This is a genomic window from Flavobacterium pectinovorum (genome assembly GCF_900142715.1).
GTDB classification, from domain to species: domain Bacteria; phylum Bacteroidota; class Bacteroidia; order Flavobacteriales; family Flavobacteriaceae; genus Flavobacterium; species Flavobacterium pectinovorum.
This window is the reverse complement of record NZ_FRBX01000003.1, coordinates 642,411-664,236: the sequence shown is the minus strand read 5'-3', so window position 1 is coordinate 664,236 and position 21,826 is coordinate 642,411. Positions and strand designations below refer to the sequence as shown.

Below are 21,826 nucleotides of genomic sequence, written 5' to 3'. Positions count from 1 at the left end.
ACTCCGGGAAAAACTATTGCAATGAATAGCAGTTCCGATAGCTATCGGAATTCGTAAAATTAGTATATTTATAATACAAAAAAATAAAAACATATGAAATCTATAGATCCGAATGATTTTAAAGTTACAGATAAAATAAAATTATCCAAGATTCCAACTTTGTTAGATATAGAAGCTGATGAGGAGGAGAAGGAAGAAAAAATGGACAAAGTGAGAGACAAATTAAGCGATTTGCAGGACGTAATGTATTCGCATAATAAATACAGCGTTTTAATTTGTTTGCAGGGAATGGATACATCCGGAAAAGATAGTTTGATTCGGGAAGTTTTTAAAGAATTTAATCCGCGTGGAGTAGTGGTGCATAGTTTTAAAACGCCCAATTCGACTGAGTTAGAACACGATTATTTATGGCGCCATTATATTGCTTTGCCCGAAAAAGGAAAATTTGCGATTTTTAACCGCACGCATTATGAGAATGTTTTGGTTACGCGTGTACATCCGGAATATCTTTTGGCAGAGAATTTACCGGGAATAAATTCTGTGGATGATATTACGCCTAAATTTTGGAAAAAAAGAATCGAGCAAATCAATAATTTCGAAAGTCATATTGCTGAAAACGGAACGATTGTCATGAAATTTTTTCTGCATTTGAGTAAAGAAGAGCAGAGAGAACGATTATTACGCCGTTTGGAAGAAGGAAAGCACAATTGGAAGTTTTCTCCAGGCGACCTGAAAGAACGCGAGCATTGGGACGAATACCAACAATATTATGAGGAAGCTATAAACAGGACTTCGACAGAGCACGCGCCTTGGTTTGTAGTTCCTGCCGATGATAAAGAAATGGCCCGCTATATTGTGGCCAAAATTATCTGGGAAGAAATGAAAAAATACACGGATATTAAAGAACCGGAATTAGACGATAAAATAAAAGCGAACTTTGAAATGTATAAGAAGGAATTATCGGGGAATAAATAATTAGATAATTTGTCAATTGAGATAATTAGATAATTTTTGTCAGGATGAATAATGGCTGTTCCTTATTATTATATAGATATTTTAGAACTTCCATAAAATTATAAACCCGGCAGATTGTGAGGATCTGCCGGGATTATTACCAAAAACAAAAGAATAAAAATGAAAGTATTTTTTACAAATCAAATCCATACGCTAAACGAAGCGCTACCTGATTTGTTTTGAATTTATTGTAATCTTCGTAACGTACACTGATATCAATGTATTTGTTAGCATATCCAATTCCGGGTGCCCATAAAAAAGTAGTATCGTCATAACCGTTTGTTACGGCAAAACCGGCACCAACTTCACCAAGAACATAAAATTGATCTTCCCATACAAAAGCTTTAAAACCAGCTTTTGCCGGAATAAATCCAAGATCATTTACATCAACTCCATTTTCATCTTTTCCCATAAATAAATTGGTGAAACCAGTAGTTAATGTAAGTGAAGTTCTTCTTGATAAATCATATTGTAAACGAACGTCACCACCAAGAGACCAATCGTAAGCATTATCAGTTGGCAAACCACCGTTTACCCCAAAACCTAATCTAAATCCCTGATCGTAATTTTTTACTTCACTGTCTTGAGCGAATGTTGTGTTGGTGTATAAAAAAGCAAAAGCAGCAAGGCATATAAATTGTAATTTTCTCATGACAATATTTTTTAATTATTAATAGTGTAAAATTAAACGCAAGGCATTTGGTGTTTGTTATATAATTTTTTGAAATTTTTATATAATCTCGTATTGAGCTATTAAATGCTTAATATTTGCTTATAATTTTAATAATACCTAAGAATTCAAAGCTTCTGATTATCTTTGCCGGGATTAACGACAGCAGCAATATTTGTGTATATTCGCTTTCATTAGTCAACCAAAAAATTAATCCATAATTCATCTTCAAATAACTAAATTTGGAGATTAAAATATAAGTAACAGATTCTCATAGATTATTTTTAAAATAATTTTAATCCGTTCAATCTGTGGTAAAAAATATAAACAAAAAAATAAATTAAATAAAAATGGAATTACCTAAATTTTTACTTGGAGATAATACTGATTTCCCGGATGATATTTTCATCATTCACCTTGATTACCCAAGGTTTATAATCAATTTAAAAGATGATGAGGTTGAATTTATGGAAGAAGCCGAAGATCTTGATGAAGCTGAATTGAATGCTGAAATGGAAGGACTAATTGTTTTGGCTAATGAGTTTTACGATAGAGAAATAAACCGTTACGAAGAATAAAGATACTTTTGCGGAATCTGTAAAGTATCGGCCTCAGCCCAAAACATTTAAATCTTTTTGATGAAAAATTTACGTTTTTTAAAACCTGTTTTTAATTTTATAGCAATCGGATTGCTAATTACCACTTTAAGTAGAATCTTTTTATTTTTTCTTTTTAAAGATAGAGTTGTCGAAACGCCTAATTTCTGGTATATTTTTCCAATCGGTCTTCGGATGGATTTGATTTTACTTTGTTATTTGTCTTTTCTTCCCGCTGTACTAATTACATTTTTGCCTAATAAATGGCTTAAGTTTACGAATACATTTTTGGTAATTTATAGTTTTTTATTCCTGTTTCTGATTTTGTTTGTAGAATTGGCTTCGCCGGATTTTGTAAAACAATACGATACACGTCCGAATAAAATTTTCTTAGATTATCTGATTTATCCTAAAGAAGTAGTTGGAATGCTTTTAAAAAGCTACCTGACTTCGATTATTGTGACTTTCCTGATTTTGGGAGTTGTGATTTATTTTGCTTTCAAAAAAGGAAAACAGCTTTTTCATTCTACAAGTGCTGAATATAAATTCAAACTGATGATTTTTCCATTAGTGGCTTTTTTATTGTTCTTTGGAGCACGTTCAAGTTTGGTTTCAAAACGTCCAATTAACGCCAGTAATGCTGTTTTTTCTACAGATCAATTGACAAATTGTTTGGGATTGAATTCATTTTATACCGTTGCTTTTGCTGCCTATTCGATTAAAAACGAAGGAAACACAAAAATGTATGGTAAAATGGACGAAGCCGAAGCAATTGCTCGTGTAAAAAAATACATGATAGCCGGAAAAAGTGATTTTAATGATGCTGATATTCCATTTTTACATGTGCAGCAGCCGGATTCTCTTATGAAGAAACCATATAACTTAGTAATCTTTTTGCAGGAAAGTTTAGGAGCTGAATATGTTGGAATTTTAGGTGGAAAACCATTAACACCTGAATTTGATAAATTATCCAAAGAAGGTTTGTTGTTTACCAACTTATATTGCACAGGAACCCGAAGCGTACGCGGAATTGAAGCGGTTGTAACCGGATTTTTGCCGTCACCGTCTGAAAGTGTTGTGAAGTTAGGAAACTCCCAACAAGGATTTTTCACGCTTGCAGATGCTTTAAAACAAAAAGGTTATGACACTAGTTTTATTTATGGCGGAATGGCAAATTTTGATAATATGGCTTCATTTTTCAACGGAAATGGCTTTGAGGATATCGTAGATCAAACAGATTTTGAATCGGACGGAAATAAATATGCTTTTAAAGGAACCTGGGGTTATTCTGATGAAGATTTGGTAACAAAAGCAAATAATTATTTTAAAGCAAAAGGGAATAAGCCTTTCTTTTCTTTAATGTTTTCGACTTCAAATCACGAACCTTTTGAATATCCAGCAGGAAGAATTAAAACGTATGACAAAACGGCTGCGACAGTAAATAATGCAATGAAATATGCCGATTTTTCGATTGGGAAATTCTTTGAAATGGCAAAAAAAGAAGCTTATTTTAAAAACACGATTTTCATCGTAATTGCAGATCATAATACAAGAACCTACGGTAAAAATTTAGTACCAATAAACAAATTCCATATTCCGGCTTTAATTATGGGGCCAGGAGTTGCAAAAGGAGTTTCGTACAGCAAACTGGCAAGTCAAATTGATATTCCACCAACATTATTGGGTTATTTAGGAATTCCTTTTGAAACACCAATGGTAGGTAGAAACCTAAATCAACTGGATCCAAAAACACAAGGAAGATCGATTATGCAGTTTAATGATATCAACGCATTTAGAGTTGAAAATCAGGTTGTAATTATGCAGCCAAATTTGAAACCTCTGCAATTCGAAATCAAAAATGATACAACCTTAATTCCTGTAAAATTAAATGAAGAATTAGCAAAAGATGCTTTGGCGCATGTTATTACAGCAGGGAATTTATATAAGGAGAATAAGTATAAGTTGAGAGGAACTAAATAGGTCCAAAGTAGCAAAGGTTCAAAGCGATAAAGGTTTTTACTCTGTCCCTTTGAACCTTTGCTACTTTGGACCTTTATTAAAATACAATTTTAATAAACTCTGAGCAGCTGCAAAAGGTGAAATTTCATCGTTTTGCACTGCTTTTTTGTTTTGTTCTAATTGTGAAATGATTTCTGGCTGATTGTAGAAATTCTGTTTCAATTGTTCGTTTATGGTTTCCATCATCCAGAAATGATTCTGCTCTTTTCGTTTTTCCTGAAAAAAGCCTGTTTTATTTGTCATTTCAAAATAAGCAGAAATTGTGTTCCAAATCTCTGATACACCTTCTTTTGTAATTGCGCTGCAAGTGGTAACTTTTGGCTGCCAATTTGATTTTTTTGGAGGAAATAAATGCAAAGCCCTGTTGAATTCCAATTTCGCCTGATTTGCTTTTTTGATGTTATCGCCATCTGCTTTATTGATGACAATAGCATCTGCCATTTCCATAATGCCGCGCTTAATGCCCTGAAGTTCATCTCCGGCACCTGAAATTTTTAGAAGTAGAAAAAAATCAACCATACTGTGTACAGCAGTTTCACTTTGACCAACGCCAACGGTTTCTATAATGATCGTATCAAAACCTGCGGCTTCGCATAAAATAATTGATTCACGGGTTTTTCTGGCGACTCCGCCCAAAGTATCTCCGGAAGCACTTGGTCTGATAAAAGCATTTTCATCTTTCACCAGTTCTTCCATTCGGGTTTTATCGCCCAGAATACTTCCGTGCGAAAGCGAACTGCTTGGATCAACGGCCAAAACAGCCACTTTTTTGCCCAGCTGTGTAAGGAAAGTTCCAAAAGCTTCGATAAAAGTACTTTTTCCAACGCCTGGAACACCTGTAATTCCTATTCTGATCGATTTATTTGCATATGGCAAACATCCTTTAATAACTTCATTTGCTTTTTCAGCATGTTCGGGATTTGTGCTTTCTACTAAAGTTATGGCACGGCTTAAAGAAGTTCTGTTTCCGTTAAGAATTCCGTCAATTAATTCATCTGAAGAAGGTTGCTTTTTCCTGTTTTTCTGAATTTGATTTATAGCAGAAATACTGGTAATTTCTGGGGGCGAAATTCCGGCTTTTTCTTGTAAACTGCTCGATTGTTTATTTGGACTTGGCAAAATACTTTTTTTGGTATTGTAAAAGTACAGAAAACAAAAACAGTTTCAAAAACTATAATAGCTTTTGAAACTGTTGAGGTTTTGCCACGAATTCACGAATTATTTTAAACCTGTTTAGTAGAAATACAGTTTAAATTATACGCAATAATTCGTGAATTCGTGGCGAAAAAATTAGTAACCCGCTGTAAAACGAACTTGATGGTGTTTTGGAGTTTCTGTTTCGTCAGCAATAACGACTGCTAAATCTTCTACAGAAAGAATACTTCTTTGCTCATCATTAAAAACAGGATTTTCTAAACCTAAACGGTATTTTCCTGTTCTTCCGGTTGTTGTTCCTGCGTGCATTTCGAAAGCCGGACTAAAAAATGCCCAATCTAAATCTTTTTCTTCTTTAATAATATTCAAATAATCTCTTGCGGCGCTGGCTCCCGGATAGATTTCTTTAGGAAAATCAGGAGTGTCAACTGCTTGTAAATCTGGCGCAACAAATAAACTTCCGGCACCACCGATCGTGATAAAACGTTTTACACCAGATTTTTTTGCAGCTTCCTGAATTGCTTTAGAGCCTGCCAGAAAATCATCATAAATATTAGGATTGGTCCAACCTGGATTATAAGCGTTTATAATAACGTCATGTCCCTTTAAAACATCTGCCAAAGCATCAATATTAAAAATGTCTGTAGCAATCCATGTTGCGTTTGATGTTTCTTTCGGGTTTCTGGCAATAGCAGTAATGTTGTGATTTCTGTTTGCTAATTCGTTTAAAATAGCTGAGCCAACAAATCCTGTTGCTCCAATAATTGCGATTTTCATAATATATAATTTAATAGTAATAAAAAATGTTACAGTTTTGTATAAAAAAATAGTTTTAGAACTGATTCGAAAAATCTTCCAAAGAAATTCCTTCCAGTTGTAAACTAACTTTTTGATTCATATCTGCATATAAAGCAGATAGATTTTGATTGATTTTTTTTCCAACTGGACAATCCGGGTTGGGTTGATTTTTGGCATAACCTAAATTAATGGTTTCAAAAGTCATTTCGAAAATCTCTTTTAAGGTGATTTTACCTGGATCAACAGACAATTTTGTTCCGCCATTTTTACCTTCTTTACTTTCTACAACGTTGTGTGATTTTAAGTTGGCAATTTCTTTTCTAACCAAAACAGGATTCAAATTAATGCTTCCCGCAATAAACTCCGATGATAAATAATCATTTGGGAATTTAGTAAGCAAAGTAAGAATGTGAATTGTTATGGCAAATTTACCTGAAATCATACTGTAATAAAATATGTTACAAATATAAGGCGTTTTATCACATAAAAAAAGATTTTAAAGGTTTTTTAGTTCCTAGTCATTAATTCTTAGTAATTATTTTTGGAGAATGAGTAATTGTTTGGAATTTCAGTGAAACTATCTTTAAAAATGTACTAGACTAATTACTAACGACTAAGCACTAATTACTAAATTATAAATCCTTATTTTTGTGCTTAACCTCTGATATGAACAACTTTATTCTAATATTCTTCTTTTTGTTTCTAGGATTGCTTTTGAAAAATATAAAGCAATTTCCAACGCATATCTATAAGAGTATCAATAAAATTGTCATTTATTTATGTCTGCCGGCTATCACTTTATATCATATTCCGAAAATAAAATGGAGCAATGAGTTATTGTTTCCAATAGGAGCGGGCTGGATTAGTTTTTTACTGGCTTTTGTTTTTTTTCATTTCTTAGGAAAAAGATTAGGCTGGTCAAATAAATTGATTGGTTGTTTAATTCTGACTGCAGGATTAAGCAATTCATCTTTTCTTGGATATCCAATCGTTGAAGCTTTATTTGGGAAAAAAGGTTTAGAAACAGCTGTTTTGGTAGATCAGCCAGGAACTTTTGTTGTTGTTTCCACTTTAGGTGTTTTCGTTGCCGCTTTTTATTCTAAGGGAAGTCCGGATGCTCTGAGTATTTTTAAGAAAATCATCTTTTTTCCACCGTTTATTACATTTGTTGTCGCTTGTTTGATGAATGTTTTTGAGTACGATTTAGAACTTAATCTTCAATCTCTTTTATTGAAATTGGGAAGTTTAGTTACGCCATTAGCTTTATTTTCAGTTGGATTGCAATTGAGTTTTGATCGAAAAAGTCAGCACTGGCAATTTTTGCGACTAGGACTTTTTTTTCGGCTAATTGTCACTCCGTTTATCATTTTGGTTTTATACGTTTTTGTTTTTAATCAGCATTCTGAAGCTATAAAAATCACCATTATTGAAATTGCAATGGCACCGATGATAACAGGTGCAATTTTGGCTTCGACTTATGGTTTAAAGCCAAAATTGAGCAGTATGATGATTGGTTTCGGAATTCCAGTTTCGTTTGTAACCCTTGCTATATGGTACTTTGTCGTTAGTTTTATTTAGCTTAGAATAGTAATTAGATAGAAAAGATAGAATTTTAACTTTTTTTTCGGAATTGAATGTTTTCCTTGTTCTTTTTTTGATTAATTTTAGATGAACTAAAAAAATACAATTATGTCAACATTAAGATTAGGCGATATAGCTCCGGATTTTTCTGCAGAAACTACAGAAGGACCAATTCATTTTCACGAATGGTTAGGAGATTCATGGGGAGTTTTATTTTCGCATCCTTCAGATTTTACACCGGTTTGTACAACTGAATTAGGAACAGTTGCTAATTATCTTCCTGAATTTACTAAAAGAAATACAAAAGTTATTGCTTTAAGCGTTGATGGTTTAGAGTCACACAAAGAGTGGATAAAAGACATCAATGAAACTCAAAATACAACAGTAAATTTCCCGATAATTGCTGATGAGGATAAAAAAATAGCCACTTTATATGATATGCTTCATCCAAATGCAAGTGACAAATTTACAGTACGTTCTGTATTTGTTATTGGTGCCGATAAAAAAATAAAATTGACGCTTACGTACCCGGCTTCGACAGGAAGAAATTTTGATGAATTGCTTCGTGTTATCGATAGTTTGCAATTAACAGCAAATTACAGCGTTGCAACACCTGCAAATTGGAAAGATGGTGAAGATGTTGTAATTACGCCAGCAGTTCCGGATAGTGATATTCCTGCAAAATTTCCAAAAGGGCATACTCCGATAAAACCTTATTTGAGAATGACACCGCAACCGAATAAATAATTTTTTAGGTCCTAAGATGCTAAGGCTCTAAGTTTCTAAGGTTAAATTCTTAGCAACTTAGAGCCTTAGTACTTTAGCAACTTTACTAAGCTTTCTTCATCAACTCATTCATTCTTTTTTTATCACCAACAACCCAGATAATATCGTTTTGTTCTAAAACCAAATGCGATTCTGGATTTAATATTCTGTTTCCGTTTCGTTCTATTCCAACAACCATTCCGTTAGTTTTTGTTCTGAATTGTCCGATACTTTTTTGAATAAATTCTTCGTCAGCAACTTCTAACTGGCGTAATACAATTTGAGATTCCTCTACAGATTTGGCCGTTTCGGTTTCATTCTGATTCAGATATTTTGTAAACTCCGTAACCTGTGCATCGGTACCAATTACACAAATTTCATCACCTGGAAATAATCGCTCGGTTTTGGTCGGAATAGGGATTGTTACTTCTCCACGTCTTATGTAGGCAATATTAATTCCCAGTTGTTCACGAATACGCAATTCCTGTAATGTTTTACCAGCCAGATTCGACTCTTTTCCAATTTCAAAAATAGACATGTGACCATCCCAAGGCATTAAATTAGCATAACGTCTGTCTATTTTTTTGTTTTCACGATCATTGAAATTCTTTAAAAAGTGATTTTCAATTTTATGATATTGTTCGTTGAGTTTTTTCGGGAATATTTGATAAGCTACAATAGCTATGATCAAGGCAACAAAAGCAACTAATGGAGAGAAGAAAATATTTAATAAAAATCCGATAAAAAATAATCCTAAACTCATTCGGATTAAAATCATCATCAAAAGAGCTCCGCGATATTTACGTTCTTCCCAAAGTAATTCTACTTCCTCTACAGCAACGCGTCGTAATGAAAGTGCCCATAAAAAAGGAGCAATTATAACTAATGTAATAAGTGCAGCCAACGTATTTCCAAATCTTGTATCTGCGACCAATGGAGCAACAAATTTTGATGACAATAGAATAATGGCAGCAATGATAATCGTATTTAAAACAATTTGTATAATATAAGTATTAAGTACTTTTTGCCAGGTACTAACTGATTTTATTGCTTGTGCATTTAAGCTATAACGATTAATGTTTTTAACCCATTTTTTTGGTAATTTTTCCTCTAAATATTGTGAAAAAGGATCTGAATATTTAATTAAGAAAGGTGTCGTAAAAGTTGTAATGGCTGACACGGCAACAATTATCGGATATAAGAAATCACTTGTTACTTTTAGGCTCATTCCTAAAGTCGCAATAATAAAGGAGAATTCTCCAATTTGCGCCAAACTCATTCCCGTCTGAACAGATTGTCTAAGCGGCTGACCGGATAATAAAGCTCCGGTTGCAGAACTGAATGCTTTTCCAAAAATGGTTACCAACGTAATAATAGCAACAGGAAGTGCATACGTAACCAATGTTTCGGGATTAATTAACATACCCACCGATACGAAGAAAACAGCACCAAATAAGTCTTTTACGGGCTGAATCAAATGTTCGATCTTTTCAGCCTGAGTTGTTTCGGCAATAATAGATCCCATTATAAAGGCGCCCAAAGCTGGAGAAAAACCAACATTTGCAGCGAACATAACCATCATCAAACAAAGTGCTAATGAAATAATTAGCAACATTTCATCTGTCAAAAGATGCTTTGCTTTTTTCAAAATTGTGGGAATAATGAAAATTCCTCCCAAAAACCAAATGATTAAAAAGAAAACTAATTTTAAAACAGATTGTAATAGTGCAGCGCCTGAAACCTGATCGCTTACGGCAACCGTTGCCAGCAAAACCATCATCAAAATGGCAACTATATCTTCAACAATTAAGGCTCCAAAAACAATCCCAACGAACTTTTTTCCTTTTACGCCAAGTTCATCAAAAGCACGAATAATAATTGTGGTTGAGGAAATTGAAAGGGTAGCACCCAGAAAAATACTGTCCATTTTTCCCCAGCCCATCCATTGTCCAATAAAATATCCAATGACGACCATGAATAAAATTTGAGTAATGGCTGTTATGGAGGATGTTCCGCCCACTTTCATCAGCTTTTTAAAACTAAATTCGAGTCCCAAACTAAAAAGCAAAAATATAACCCCAATTTCAGCCCAGACTTCAACACTTTTCATGTCTGTAACCGACGGAAAAAAATCAAAATGGTTACCGGCTAAAAATCCGGCAATTAAATATCCTAATACTAAGGGCTGTTTCATTTTTTTAAATAACAATACAGCAATTCCGGCGGTCATCAGGATTAATCCCAAGTCACTAATCAAAGGTTCTAAGTGGTGTGAAGTTTCTGCGGCGGCATTTAAGGCAATCATAAAAACGGTGTTTTAGTTCGGAGCTTCCTCCAGTTTGATTATGAGCTTTTACTAAAAAGCTTACATTTTAATCTGGTCTGGCTTCCCGAGGTAAATAAAAAAAGCTATCTCGATAAAGATAGCTTTTTTTAGCAAAATATTTTGTGTTTTATCTAAATTCCTGTGAAATTGCTAGGTGTTATCTGCATTAATTCTTCCTTAATTGCATCAGAAACCTCTAAAGTCGCAATAAAATTGTGAATTGCTTTTTTGTCAATAGCTTCATTGGTTCTCGTTAAACCTTTTAGAGCTTCATACGGATTTGGATACGCTTCACGACGTAAAATAGTCTGAATAGCTTCTGCTACAACTGCCCAGTTTTTCTCTAAATCTTCAGCAAATTTACCTTCATTTAAAAGTAGTTTGTTTAAACCTTTAAGAGATGCTTCAAAAGCAATAATAGTGTGTCCCATTGGAACGCCTATATTACGTAAAACAGTACTGTCTGTTAAATCACGCTGTAATCTTGAAATTGGTAATTTAGCTGCCAAATGTTCAAAGATAGCATTTGCAATTCCTAAGTTTCCTTCAGAGTTTTCAAAATCAATTGGGTTTACTTTATGTGGCATTGCAGATGATCCAATTTCTCCTGCTTTGATTTTTTGTTTAAAATAATCCATAGAAACATACGTCCAGATATCACGGTCTAAATCGATAATGATATTGTTGATTCTTTTTAAAGCATCAAAAAATGCAGCAAAATGATCATAATGTTCAATTTGTGTTGTTGGAAAAGAATGGTGTAAACCAAGTTCGTCCTGAACAAATTTACTTCCAAATTGTTTCCAGTCAATTTGCGGATAAGCAACATGATGTGCGTTGTAGTTTCCTGTTGCTCCACCAAATTTAGCAGCAAACGGAATATTAAACAACAAACGCATTTGCTCTTCAAGACGCTCTACAAAAACCAAAAGTTCTTTACCCAAACGAGTAGGAGAGGCTGGTTGTCCGTGCGTACGAGCTAACATTGGAATATCTTTCCACTCAATGCTTAATTCTTTCAATTTAGAAATTAAAGCAATTAAAGATGGCATATAAACCTGCTCAAACGCTTCTTTTGTAGAAAGCGGAATTGCGGTATTGTTAATATCCTGAGAAGTTAATCCGAAGTGAATGAACTCTTTATATTGAGATAAGCCTAATTTTTCAAAAGCATCTTTAATGAAATATTCTACTGCTTTCACATCATGGTTGGTAACTTTTTCAGTTTCCTTAATCCAAAGTGCATCTTCAGTAGAGAATTTTTTGTAGATGTCTCTTAAACTGTCAAATAAACTTGGATTTACACCAGAAAGCTGTGGTAATGGCACTTCGCACAAGGCAATAAAGTATTCAATTTCAACCAATACACGGTATTTGATTAAAGCTTCTTCTGAGAAAAAAGGTGCTAATGAAAGGGTTTTGCTTCTATATCTTCCGTCAATTGGCGATATAGCATTCAATTCGTTTAAAGTAGTCATTGTTATGTTGTTTGTTCGAAAGTTGCAAATATAAGGTATTGTTAAAACTTCTGAAAATTACCGAAGCGTTATTATATCTCAACTTTAAAATTAAATGATGGTTTTGAAAATTTTATCCCAAATTGTAAAATAGAAACCAAAATTATGAGATTCATTTTTATGATGATTCGAATGAAATTTGGTTGTAGATATCCATTTTGTGATGTTATTATTGTACCAAAATTTAGGAAAAATATCCGTTTTTAAATGACCAAATATTCCGTACGCCAAGTTTAAAATCAGGTAAATAATAATACTCAGATAATTGAAATCGAGTATTGTAATCGAAAATAACCAGATGCATCCAAAACCCAAAGTTTCTATAGGATGAAGTACATACAGGCTGTAAACACTGGTTTCGACATGTGTGTGATGAAGCTTATGAATAGGGCTGAACCATTTTAAATAATGCGCCAGAAAATGAAAGCAAAACATAAAAAAATCCATTACTACAATCAATATTAAAGTGTCGAATAATACGGAGAAAAGAGATGGCGAAAAATCTATTTTGATAATTTCATATTGATACAATTCAAATCCTAAAAGGGTTATTACTGTGTTGCAAAACAAAGTTGCAATAATCCATTTGCGGTCTTTTTTACTCAATTTGGTATTTTCGTATTCTATGATTTTTGCCAAAATAACTGACAGATAAATCAGCGTTAGATTTTCAATCAAAAAGAAAACAAATAAGCACCCTAAATTGTACTCCGATAAATAGTGTAACCAACTTTGGAAGATCATATTTTCTTTTCTATTTCAAATAATTTCTCTCTTAAAATTGCAACGCCTTCAGATGCCGGTTTAGCAATAACTTCGACTTTGTTTTGAATATTAGGAATCGAAATTGGTTTTGGATCAATATAAAAAACCGGCGTAATGCTATACGTATATGAAATTAATCCTGCGGCAGGATAAACCTGTAATGAAGTTCCAATAACGGCAAAATAATCTGCGGTTTCCGTAATTTCAATGGCGCTTTCGAGTGCAGGAACTTCTTCGCCAAACCAAACAATATGCGGACGTAATTGATGCCCGTTTTCGTCAAAATCGCCTGTATATAAATCGTCTGTCCAATCAAGAATTAAATCACGATTTTTTGTACTTCTTACTTTTAATAATTCTCCATGCAAATGCAACACTTTTGTGCTTCCGGCGCGCTCGTGTAAATCATCTACATTTTGCGTAATAATATGAACATCAAAATCCTGTTCTAATTCGGCTAAAATTTGATGGCCTAAATTCGGCTGAACTTCTTTAAGCTGCTGACGTCTTTTATTATAAAAATCCAAAACCAATTCCTGGTTTTTATGCCAGCCTTCCAGCGTTGCCACTTCCATAACATCATGACCTTCCCACAAACCATCGCTGTCACGAAAAGTTTTTATTCCGCTTTCGGCACTAATTCCTGCTCCGGTTAAAACAACAAGTTTCTTTTTCATTTTATTTAATTAAAAGATAAAAATAATGATTTAGCCAAACAATAAAAGGGTATTTATACTTATTGTTTCATTCTTACAAATTATTTAATTTTAAGGTTAAAAAAATCAAAGAAAATTAGCCATGATTTTAATACAATTTACAGGATTATCAGGTTCAGGAAAAACGACATTGGCGCAAAATGTTCGTGGCTTGTTAATTGAAAATGGTTATAAAGCCGAAATTGTTGACGGTGATGTTTACAGAGAAACGATTTGCAAAGATTTAGGATTTTCTAAAGATGACAGATGCGAAAATGTCAGACGCCTTTTTAATGTAGGGCAAAATTTTATTAAAACAGATACGATTGTTTTGATGTCAGTAATAAATCCATACGAAAACCTGAGAAATGAATTGAGAATACACGAATTTGTCAGAACTGTATTTTTGGATTGTTCCATAAATAATTTGATCAAAAGAGATCCGAAAGGGTTATATAAAAAAGCTTTATTGCCAGATCATGATCGTAATAAGATAAACAACTTTACAGGAATAAGCGATGTTTTTGAAATTCCTTCAAGTGCCGATTTAATATTAAAAACCGATTTTGAAACGGTGCCTTTTTCGACAAATAAACTCTATAATTTTATAATTGACAACATAGCTGGTTTGGCCTAATCTAATTTAAAATCATATGAATCCTTCTTCTAGTAAACTTCCGATTTCTTTTTCTATTGATAAATTACAAAAAGAATTCGCTATATGCGAAAATGATTTATGGACGCCCCATTTTAATACCAATCGTTACGAAGGCAATTGGACAAGCGTCTCATTAAGATCGCAATCTGGTTTGGTCAATGATATTACATCTTTTGCAAATACGGAACATAAAAACACTAATCTGCTGGATCGCTGTCATTATTTTAAAGAAATTATGGATTGGTTTCAATGCGAAAAAGAAGCCGTTCGATTATTGAGATTAGGACCAGGAAGCGAAATAAAAGAACATGTAGACAATGATACTTCTTATGAAGATGGTTTTTTTAGAATTCACATTCCAATTATAACAAATGAAGAAGTGTTTTTTTATGTGGATAAAAAACGGGTTCCGATGAAAATGGGGGAGTGCTGGTATGCCAATTTTCAGCTTCCGCATAGCGTCGAAAATAAAAGTACAGAACCGCGCATTCATCTTACACTTGATTGTATCAGAAACGATTGGTCTGATAAATTATTTGCAGAAATGGGTTTTGATCTCCATTTCTCTCCAGAAACTACTTCATATTCTGATGGAGTAAAACAGCAAATTATTGATGAACTTTCCCGAAATCCATCAGAAGTTAACACTAAAATTATTGCTGATTTATTAGCAGAATAAAATATAGAATGGAAAATATAAATCACCCTCTTTTAAATTGGATTCCATATAAGCTGGTAGAAAAAGACAACGAAATTTATTTTGAATGGATTTATCTGGCCGATATAAAATATGCAGAACCCTTTTTTGATGAAACAATTGCAAAATGTAGAAGTCATGCTTATAATTCAAAGCCATTTAAAGTAATTACGACTGTCGAAAATCTCCTGGATTGGTCTGCTGCATTACTTTCTGTCGAACTAAAATCGCTTGTATTTCACGTATCACGATGTGGTTCTACAATGTTGAGTCAGTCTTTGGCAACTTCTTCTGAAAATATCATGATCTCAGAAGCGCCCATTATCGATGAAATTTTAAGAAGTGATAAATTTGATCGGAGAAAAAAAGCTTCTCTTTTAAAAGCTGTAATAACATTATTAGGTCAGAGAAGATTTCCGGAACAAAAGAATTTAATTATAAAACTAGATGCCTGGCATATTTTTAATGCCGATTATTTGCGATCCATTTTTTCTGAAATACCTTTTGCATTGCTTTACAGAAATCCGGTAGAGGTTTTAAAGTCGCATCAAAAACTGGCAGGAATGCACATGGTTCCGAATTTATTGTCATTTCAGGTTTTTGGAATTTCCGAAGAAGAAATGAACGAAATTAGTTTTCATCAATATGGAGCTTTGGTTTTAGAGAAATATTTTCAGGGATTTCTTCACTTTTCCGAAACAGATCAAAATGTAATTAAACTGAATTATAATGAAGGAATGAAAAATGTCGTTGAGAAATTTATCTCCTTTATTAATGTTAATTATGCTAATAAAGAACTTGATAAAATGTATGAAAGATTAGAGAAACATTCAAAAAATGAAAACACTGTTTTTAAAGGTGATTCTTTTAAGGAAGAAGAATTACAAGTTGATTTTACAGAAGTTAATCTTTTGCATGAAAAGCTCAATAATAGTTTTATTGAATTATAATATGTTTTTTCGTCACTTTTTATAGTATTTTTATTCCATGAAAAAGTTGATTGTATTACTAGTATTTTTATTCCATGAAAAAGTTGATTGTATTACTAGTCTTTTTTTTGAATACCGTTTTATTTGCCCAATCAAAAATTAATAGAATTCATTCTTTTAGTTATAATGGAAATATGGAAAAATTTGAATTTTTTAAAAGGGATAATTATATAGTAGATTATCATAAATACTTAAATTTTCCTGTTGAGTTTTCTATTTACAATCCTAAACCTGGTTTTACCCCGACTAAAATTGAATCACAAAAATATTATTCTTTTAAAAACACCAATTTATTGCTCAAAAGAGAAATGAGTAATAAAGAACCGGAGCCAATTTATCCGAATCAGGATAAAAAGAAAAGTTTTGGTGAAGCTATTTTTAGTGATGTCTTAGAAGGTGTTTTTAGCAAAAAATAGAAATAAAGCAATTCAAATACTTCTTTTAAAATGTATTTTTGCTTTAAATAAGATTTAAAATGATTGATTTAGATTACCTCGCTTTTCTTGAAAATATACTAACAGATAATCGTAAGGAAAAATTCCTAAAAGTACTAGGAGACCGCACCAAACATTTTACAATTGTTGTAGAAGACGTTTTTCAAATGCATAACACAAGTGCTGTTATGCGTAGCTGTGAGGTTTTTGGAATTCAGGAACTCAATGTGATCGAGCAGCGTTACGGAAAAAAAATCGACAAGGAAATTGCCATGGGTGCTCAAAAATGGGTTGACATCAATCAGTTTGATTCGGTTACCAATTGTATTTCAACTTTAAAAAATCAAGGTTATCAAATTATAGCGACAACTCCGCACGAAAATGACTGTTTGCTGGAGGATTTCGATATTACAAAACCAAGTGCTTTGTTTTTTGGAACAGAAAGAGATGGTTTATCAGAAGAAATTTTAGAAAAAGCAGATGGTTTTCTTAAAATACCAATGGTTGGTTTTACAGAAAGTTTGAATATTTCTGTTTCAGCCGCAATCATTATTCAAAACCTGACAAACAGATTGCGCAATTCAGATATCAATTGGCAATTATCAGAAAATGAAATTCTGGAAAAACGTTTGGCCTGGGCGAAAAATTCGATTAAAGATATTAAACGAATTGAAGCGCGTTATTTTGAAGAAAATCCAAGATAATCGTTGTCAGGTTGAGCGGAGTCGAAACCCTTATGAATTCAAAAGAATCTCGACTCTGCTCGATTTGACAATATTTTTACTTTTTCAGGAATAAAATAAAACCAAGAATACTAACAATCAAAATGGTTAAAGCGGCTAAAACCATTGTTAGATCGCGAATATTTTTCCCGGCCCAATCCATAAATAAAAACTTGTGGAGAATAGCAAACGAATAGCCTTCAACCATATCAGAGCTTTCAATTTTAGCCGCCAGTCTTGAAGTCGAAGTTTCTATGAAATAAGTAGTTTTTTCCGGTGTGTCATAAGCCAATTTTACAACTGGTAATCTTTTATTGACAAAACCGTATTCTCGACTTTCAAAATCAGTTAAAACTTTTGATTCTAATAATTTTGCATTTTCCAATGATGTTTCAGGTTCGTCTGAGCCTTCTACCATTTCACAGCAAGCCGCTTTTGGCGCTCCGTCTGTAAAATAATAAGCCAGAAACTCAGCGTATTCCAGATCAATATTGGGCGTAATTTTATTTGTTGTCGCATTAATGTAAACCACTTCAGATTTTTTATCGTCTTTTTTGCCCCATTTTGAGCTCGAGTCAGCTTTTGGCTTTTTAAATTTCTGTTTCTCTAATAATTGACAACGGAAATAAGTAGTGTCATTTAGCGTGATAATATTGATGTTTTGAAAACGATTCCAATCTAAATTTAAGGCATTATTAGCTACAGAAATTTCGTTGGTTTTAAAAGTGGGCTCGTAAATCATTTGCGATAAAGTATACGGTGTCCATTTTGTTGTGGCATGATATGCGCCGCTAAAAGCAAATGTCAAAGTAAAGAGTGAAACCCAGATTCCAATTTGGCGATGGTATTTTCTCAATCCTTTTTTTGGTGCTAAACTATCTGTCTTTTTGAATTGTTTCCATAATAAACCATAAATTAAGATACCGCTCAGGGCAGAAAAACCAATAATAGACAATAAAAAAATCATCGTAATAATTCTAATACTATTGTTTGTAATAGCATCTATAAACGACCAGTTATGAAAGGTGTCAAAAAAACAAATAAACCATTGTCTTGAAGTTGGATTATAAGTTGCTAATTTTCCTGAGGAAGTTTCTACATACACTTCCATTGTGTCAGGGCGATCAAAGCTAAGTTTGTAAACTGGTAAATAACGGTTTACATATTTATATTGCGAAGTGAATTCGGTAACAACTTCACTTTTTGTTATGGCACTTTTTTGATCATCTAAAAAATATCTTGAGAGCCATTCTGCATATTTTTGATCTCCATTGTCTAGTTTTTCAGCTGTTGAGGTATCAAAATACCATAACTCACCAAAAATCGTTTTTACCTGATAATAAGTTGCATTGTTAAAAGAAACGATTCGGAAATTTTTGAATTGTGTTAGCTCGTTTTTCTGTAAAACTTCCTGAATTGAAAAATGTAATTGATTTTTATCAATAATTTGTTGTTCCAGTTTGTCATGGGCAATTTCAGGTTTGAAAAAATGTGCCATAAACGGATGCATCAAACCAGATAATGTCCAAAAGATTACAGGAATAACTGTAATCAACCCAATTGTACGATGCCACTTATACATGTGTTGTTTGATTTTCTTGACAATCTTAGTACCGATAGTCTTCGGGATCTTTTTAGACTTTTTCTCTTTTATTTCTTTGCTCATATTTGAGTTGTTTTTATTTGTCTAATTATGTTTTTTACCATTAAGAGATTAAGAAAATTAAGTTTTGCTTGATGAAATTTAATCCCTTAATGGTTCAATTTTTTTTAATATTACTTTTTTAATGAAAAATTGTACTGAATTCCAAACACAAAAGTTCTTGGCGCTGCAGCTGTATAGGTTGGTTGTGCATTTGTGGTATTTGCTCTTGAAACATTATAAGCATATAATTTATCGGTTAAGTTTAATACATTTCCGTAAACTTCTATTCCCTTCCATTGATAGCCAACTCTTGCATTAAACAAATTGTATCCGCCATATTTTATAGTGTTGATTTGATCCTGGTAATAGCTTCCTACAAGTTGCCATTCTACAGAAGTTCTTAAATTCGGAAGCCAGTTTGGGTAGTAACTTAATTCTGAATTTCCAGACCATTTTGGTGCTGCCGGCATTTCTTTTCCGTTTAAATCCTGAACCGGATCAGTCGATTTGTCAGAAAGTTTAAAATCAATATAAGTGTGCTGAGCATAAGTTCCGCCCAAGCGAAAGTTGAATTGTTTTGAAGGACGATAAGAAGCTCCAAATTCAATCCCTTTATGACGGGTTTCTCCAGCCGAGCGATAATCGGTCGAATTATCAGCAAGTTTGATGTTTAATAGTTCATTTTTTCCTTCCATATAATAGAAAGCATAATCAAAATTTAATTTATTTTGAAGGAAAGAAAACCATCCGCCAACTTCGTAATTATTGAAAGTAGCAGGTTCCAGATTATAATAGAAATCAGCAGGAACACCAGTTGTTCCGCCAGTTCCGGGTTTTGTTCTAAAAATAGAGGTAATTCCGGGAGGAGCAAAACCTTGCGAATAATTGCCATAAAAACCGGCAAATTCAAATGGATTATAATTTGCACCGGCTTTAAAAGTCATTTTGTCGTAAACTTTACTTCCTGTAGAATTATCCAATGCGTTATCATAATTCACTTTCATATTATCATAACGACCGCCAACAGTGATGACTAATTTTTCTATCGGATTAATACTTACTTGTGCATAACCAGCCGTGTTGAAGATATCGGCTGTGTAATCTGCTAATTTAGAATCAGGGTGTTCTGCAATAATTTCATAAGAATCTACAGTTTGCTTTCCTGTTTCTCCGGGATTTAAATTTGCTTTCAAATCAATTACATAAGACCAATAGGTAACAGGTGAATAATCATATAAGGCTCCTGCAACAATTTTAGTATTTAAGAAATCAAATTTTTGAGTATGCTGTCCTATTGCTCCATAACTTTTAAAATTATTAGAATTAACTTCTCCTTTTGCAGCTGTAGAATTTACAGTCGGGCTCCATTTAATGCCATATGAAGGATTTTGACCTAATTTATTGTCACGCAAATAGGCTGTAATGTAACTGCTTGAATTACTATTCCAATCGTGTTCTAATGTCAATCGTGTTCTTAAAGCATCAGATTTTCTATAAGTAAAATCGGTTGCGCTTTTATAAGTTCTGTTATTAAAAGCATCTTCGTTTACGCTTCCGCTCATATCTGAATAGTATTTTCCATACATGGTATTGCTAATCAATCGGGTAGAAGGTGAGATGTTGTAATCGATTCTCGCATTCAGATTATCTTTGTTGTAATCAGAATACGTCATCCAGCCATTTTCTTGCAGACTTGAAATCCCGGCAATATGAAAACCAACTTTTCCAATTGTTGCACCACCGGCAGCCTGAAATCTATGGTAGCCATAATTATCAGCCTGAACTCCAAATTTAAATTCAGGATCAACGGGTGGTTTCAGCGAAATTAAATTGATGGTTCCGCCAACTGCTTCAGGGCCATATAATGAAGAAACCGGACCTTTTACCACTTCAATACTTTGTAAGTTATATTGATTTATTTCTAATAATGCGTTATGATTGAAAATTCCCATTGGGCGAATTGGCAAACCATCTTCCAGATATAAATAATACGCATTTGTTGTCATTGGCTGACGAATCGACATCATGTGCTGTTCGTTTCCTAAATTGACCATTAAAACTCCGGGTGTTTTGTTTATAATCTCGTAAACAGCTGTTGCTTTGGTTTCGTTGATTGTTTTTGCCGTTATTTTACTAATAGCAACAGGTGTTTTTTTACGTAAAGTAGCTGTACGATTGGCTGTTATAAAAACGTTTTCCAATTCTTGAGATTTTGTAGTGTCTTGTTTTACTTCATTTTGTGCAAGAACACATTGCCCTATGATTAATAGGGTAAAGTATATTTTTTTCATTTTAAATTATATAAATTTTAAAAGTAACATGTTTTTTTCCTGACTTTAAGACAAGAAAAAATCTTTTCAGGTTTGAACTGAAAAGTGTAGCTAAAATTTATATAAAATAGGATGGTGGATGAAAGGTAGCATTTGAAACCGAAATTGGTTTAGTATCGAATGAAGCAAAAAGTTTGGCTTGTGATTCGATTGGTGCTATTAATTTGAAATTATTTGTGGATGAACTCTGAATGTAAACAACTTCTGCTTTTTCTTTCAGGTTGTTTTGCATTCTTTTTTCGTTATCAGAATACTTTTTTAAACTTTTTTGAAGTTCGCATCGACCGTTACAGCTGTTAAAAACCATTTTTCGTTGTACACAGATGGTTTTTGAAATTTCTTCCTGGTTTAATTTGAATGAGGTATAAACAAAAAAACTGCCAAAAGATGGCACTAAAAGCATGCAGGAAAGAAATATGATTAAAATTCGCTTCAAAGCTTTTTTTATTG

At 33.1% G+C, this 21,826-nt stretch carries 21 protein-coding genes; 10 read left to right on the top strand and 11 right to left on the bottom strand.

Going from position 1 to position 21,826, the window contains the following annotated elements; all coding sequences use genetic code 11:
• The first annotated feature begins 93 nt into the window (after positions 1–93).
• On the top strand, positions 94–975 hold the full coding sequence (locus BUE22_RS13505) for a PPK2 family polyphosphate kinase (RefSeq protein ID WP_073395457.1): 882 nt from the start codon (positions 94–96) through the stop codon (positions 973–975).
• A gap of 172 nt (positions 976–1,147) precedes the next feature.
• Here the strand turns inward: BUE22_RS13505 and BUE22_RS13500 are convergent, their stop codons facing one another.
• A complete protein-coding gene (locus BUE22_RS13500; RefSeq protein WP_042565167.1) occupies positions 1,148–1,666 on the bottom strand; it encodes a hypothetical protein in 519 nt (172 codons plus the stop codon).
• Between the two features lie 368 nt (positions 1,667–2,034).
• On the opposite strand from BUE22_RS13500, the gene BUE22_RS13495 reads away from it, so the two are divergent.
• Together BUE22_RS13495 and BUE22_RS13490 are read left to right on the top strand one after the other, a co-directional pair.
• Positions 2,035–2,262, top strand: a complete 228-nt coding sequence (locus tag BUE22_RS13495; protein WP_017495128.1) for a hypothetical protein — start codon at positions 2,035–2,037, stop codon at positions 2,260–2,262.
• A 60-nt stretch (positions 2,263–2,322) separates the two neighbouring features.
• Positions 2,323–4,260, top strand: coding sequence for an LTA synthase family protein (locus BUE22_RS13490; protein ID WP_073395456.1), 1,938 nt, complete (start codon positions 2,323–2,325; stop codon positions 4,258–4,260).
• 60 nt (positions 4,261–4,320) lie between these two features.
• Here BUE22_RS13490 and meaB read toward each other — a convergent pair whose 3' ends face one another.
• The 3 genes from meaB to BUE22_RS13475 form a co-directional block, all read right to left on the bottom strand.
• Positions 4,321–5,418: a methylmalonyl Co-A mutase-associated GTPase MeaB gene (gene meaB, locus BUE22_RS13485; protein ID WP_073395455.1), complete on the bottom strand. Its 1,098-nt coding sequence runs from the start codon at positions 5,416–5,418 to the stop codon at positions 4,321–4,323.
• Positions 5,419–5,589: 171 nt separating this feature from the next.
• Positions 5,590–6,231, bottom strand: a complete 642-nt coding sequence (locus BUE22_RS13480; RefSeq protein WP_073395454.1) for an NAD(P)-dependent oxidoreductase — start codon at positions 6,229–6,231, stop codon at positions 5,590–5,592.
• Positions 6,232–6,286: 55 nt separating this feature from the next.
• Positions 6,287–6,694 carry an Rrf2 family transcriptional regulator gene (locus tag BUE22_RS13475; protein ID WP_073395453.1) on the bottom strand — a complete coding sequence of 136 codons (408 nt, stop codon included), beginning with the start codon at positions 6,692–6,694 and terminating at the stop codon, positions 6,287–6,289.
• Positions 6,695–6,918: 224 nt separating this feature from the next.
• On the opposite strand from BUE22_RS13475, the gene BUE22_RS13470 reads away from it, so the two are divergent.
• Positions 6,919–7,830: an AEC family transporter gene (locus BUE22_RS13470; RefSeq protein ID WP_073395452.1), complete on the top strand. Its 912-nt coding sequence runs from the start codon at positions 6,919–6,921 to the stop codon at positions 7,828–7,830.
• Between the two features lie 111 nt (positions 7,831–7,941).
• The gene (locus tag BUE22_RS13465; protein ID WP_042565174.1) at positions 7,942–8,580 is read left to right on the top strand and encodes a peroxiredoxin; all 639 of its coding nucleotides are present in this window, start codon (positions 7,942–7,944) and stop codon (positions 8,578–8,580) included.
• A gap of 85 nt (positions 8,581–8,665) precedes the next feature.
• Here the strand turns inward: BUE22_RS13465 and BUE22_RS13460 are convergent, their stop codons facing one another.
• The 4 genes from BUE22_RS13460 to BUE22_RS13445 form a co-directional block, all read right to left on the bottom strand.
• A complete protein-coding gene (locus tag BUE22_RS13460) occupies positions 8,666–10,903 on the bottom strand; it encodes a cation:proton antiporter domain-containing protein (RefSeq protein WP_042565175.1) in 2,238 nt (745 codons plus the stop codon).
• Between the two features lie 152 nt (positions 10,904–11,055).
• On the bottom strand, positions 11,056–12,402 hold the full coding sequence (gene purB, locus BUE22_RS13455; protein WP_073395451.1) for an adenylosuccinate lyase: 1,347 nt from the start codon (positions 12,400–12,402) through the stop codon (positions 11,056–11,058).
• A 90-nt stretch (positions 12,403–12,492) separates the two neighbouring features.
• Positions 12,493–13,080, bottom strand: a complete 588-nt coding sequence (locus BUE22_RS13450; protein WP_243396846.1) for a sterol desaturase family protein — start codon at positions 13,078–13,080, stop codon at positions 12,493–12,495.
• 101 nt (positions 13,081–13,181) lie between these two features.
• Positions 13,182–13,883: an SIR2 family NAD-dependent protein deacylase gene (locus tag BUE22_RS13445; RefSeq protein ID WP_073395449.1), complete on the bottom strand. Its 702-nt coding sequence runs from the start codon at positions 13,881–13,883 to the stop codon at positions 13,182–13,184.
• A gap of 121 nt (positions 13,884–14,004) precedes the next feature.
• Here BUE22_RS13445 and cysC point away from each other — a divergent pair, with 121 nt between their 5' ends.
• The 5 genes from cysC (at position 14,005) to BUE22_RS13420 (ending at position 17,383) form a co-directional block, all read left to right on the top strand.
• Entirely contained in the window at positions 14,005–14,538 is a 534-nt protein-coding gene (cysC, locus tag BUE22_RS13440; RefSeq protein WP_073395448.1) for an adenylyl-sulfate kinase, read from the top strand.
• Positions 14,539–14,554: 16 nt separating this feature from the next.
• Positions 14,555–15,238 carry an aspartyl/asparaginyl beta-hydroxylase domain-containing protein gene (locus tag BUE22_RS13435; protein WP_073395447.1) on the top strand — a complete coding sequence of 228 codons (684 nt, stop codon included), beginning with the start codon at positions 14,555–14,557 and terminating at the stop codon, positions 15,236–15,238.
• A gap of 8 nt (positions 15,239–15,246) precedes the next feature.
• Positions 15,247–16,206 (top strand): sulfotransferase family protein, encoded by a 960-nt coding sequence (locus BUE22_RS13430; protein ID WP_073395446.1) that lies wholly within the window; start codon positions 15,247–15,249, stop codon positions 16,204–16,206.
• A gap of 173 nt (positions 16,207–16,379) precedes the next feature.
• Complete coding sequence (locus tag BUE22_RS13425; RefSeq protein ID WP_124020533.1) at positions 16,380–16,661, top strand: hypothetical protein; 282 nt, start codon at positions 16,380–16,382, stop codon at positions 16,659–16,661.
• 59 nt (positions 16,662–16,720) lie between these two features.
• A complete protein-coding gene (locus BUE22_RS13420) occupies positions 16,721–17,383 on the top strand; it encodes a TrmH family RNA methyltransferase (RefSeq protein WP_073395444.1) in 663 nt (220 codons plus the stop codon).
• 76 nt (positions 17,384–17,459) lie between these two features.
• On the opposite strand, the gene BUE22_RS13415 is transcribed toward BUE22_RS13420, so the two are convergent.
• The 3 genes from BUE22_RS13415 to BUE22_RS13405 all read right to left on the bottom strand — a co-directional run bounded on the left by BUE22_RS13415 (position 17,460) and on the right by BUE22_RS13405 (position 21,812).
• Positions 17,460–19,067, bottom strand: coding sequence for a PepSY-associated TM helix domain-containing protein (locus BUE22_RS13415; RefSeq protein ID WP_073395443.1), 1,608 nt, complete (start codon positions 19,065–19,067; stop codon positions 17,460–17,462).
• 110 nt (positions 19,068–19,177) lie between these two features.
• Complete coding sequence (locus tag BUE22_RS13410; protein ID WP_073395442.1) at positions 19,178–21,337, bottom strand: TonB-dependent receptor; 2,160 nt, start codon at positions 21,335–21,337, stop codon at positions 19,178–19,180.
• Between the two features lie 97 nt (positions 21,338–21,434).
• The gene (locus BUE22_RS13405; protein WP_242607202.1) at positions 21,435–21,812 is read right to left on the bottom strand and encodes a hypothetical protein; all 378 of its coding nucleotides are present in this window, start codon (positions 21,810–21,812) and stop codon (positions 21,435–21,437) included.
• Between the last annotated feature and the right edge of the window lie 14 nt (positions 21,813–21,826).

Excerpts from the sequence above, each read along its gene's own strand:
- BUE22_RS13495 (WP_017495128.1), top strand. The coding sequence starts at position 2,035 with ATGGAATTACCTAAATTTTTACTTGGAGATAATACTGATTTCCCGGAT.
- BUE22_RS13465 (WP_042565174.1), top strand. The coding sequence starts at position 7,942 with ATGTCAACATTAAGATTAGGCGATATAGCTCCGGATTTTTCTGCAGAA.
- BUE22_RS13500 (WP_042565167.1), bottom strand. The coding sequence starts at position 1,666 with ATGAGAAAATTACAATTTATATGCCTTGCTGCTTTTGCTTTTTTATAC.
- BUE22_RS13410 (WP_073395442.1), bottom strand. The coding sequence starts at position 21,337 with ATGAAAAAAATATACTTTACCCTATTAATCATAGGGCAATGTGTTCTT.
- BUE22_RS13480 (WP_073395454.1), bottom strand. The coding sequence starts at position 6,231 with ATGAAAATCGCAATTATTGGAGCAACAGGATTTGTTGGCTCAGCTATT.
- purB (WP_073395451.1), bottom strand. The coding sequence starts at position 12,402 with ATGACTACTTTAAACGAATTGAATGCTATATCGCCAATTGACGGAAGA.
- BUE22_RS13460 (WP_042565175.1), bottom strand. The coding sequence starts at position 10,903 with ATGATTGCCTTAAATGCCGCCGCAGAAACTTCACACCACTTAGAACCT.
- BUE22_RS13490 (WP_073395456.1), top strand. The coding sequence starts at position 2,323 with ATGAAAAATTTACGTTTTTTAAAACCTGTTTTTAATTTTATAGCAATC.
- BUE22_RS13415 (WP_073395443.1), bottom strand. The coding sequence starts at position 19,067 with ATGAGCAAAGAAATAAAAGAGAAAAAGTCTAAAAAGATCCCGAAGACT.
- cysC (WP_073395448.1), top strand. The coding sequence starts at position 14,005 with ATGATTTTAATACAATTTACAGGATTATCAGGTTCAGGAAAAACGACA.
- BUE22_RS13470 (WP_073395452.1), top strand. The coding sequence starts at position 6,919 with ATGAACAACTTTATTCTAATATTCTTCTTTTTGTTTCTAGGATTGCTT.
- BUE22_RS13505 (WP_073395457.1), top strand. The coding sequence starts at position 94 with ATGAAATCTATAGATCCGAATGATTTTAAAGTTACAGATAAAATAAAA.
- BUE22_RS13420 (WP_073395444.1), top strand. The coding sequence starts at position 16,721 with ATGATTGATTTAGATTACCTCGCTTTTCTTGAAAATATACTAACAGAT.
- BUE22_RS13425 (WP_124020533.1), top strand. The coding sequence starts at position 16,380 with ATGGAAAAATTTGAATTTTTTAAAAGGGATAATTATATAGTAGATTAT.
- BUE22_RS13475 (WP_073395453.1), bottom strand. The coding sequence starts at position 6,694 with ATGATTTCAGGTAAATTTGCCATAACAATTCACATTCTTACTTTGCTT.
- BUE22_RS13435 (WP_073395447.1), top strand. The coding sequence starts at position 14,555 with ATGAATCCTTCTTCTAGTAAACTTCCGATTTCTTTTTCTATTGATAAA.
- BUE22_RS13430 (WP_073395446.1), top strand. The coding sequence starts at position 15,247 with ATGGAAAATATAAATCACCCTCTTTTAAATTGGATTCCATATAAGCTG.
- BUE22_RS13445 (WP_073395449.1), bottom strand. The coding sequence starts at position 13,883 with ATGAAAAAGAAACTTGTTGTTTTAACCGGAGCAGGAATTAGTGCCGAA.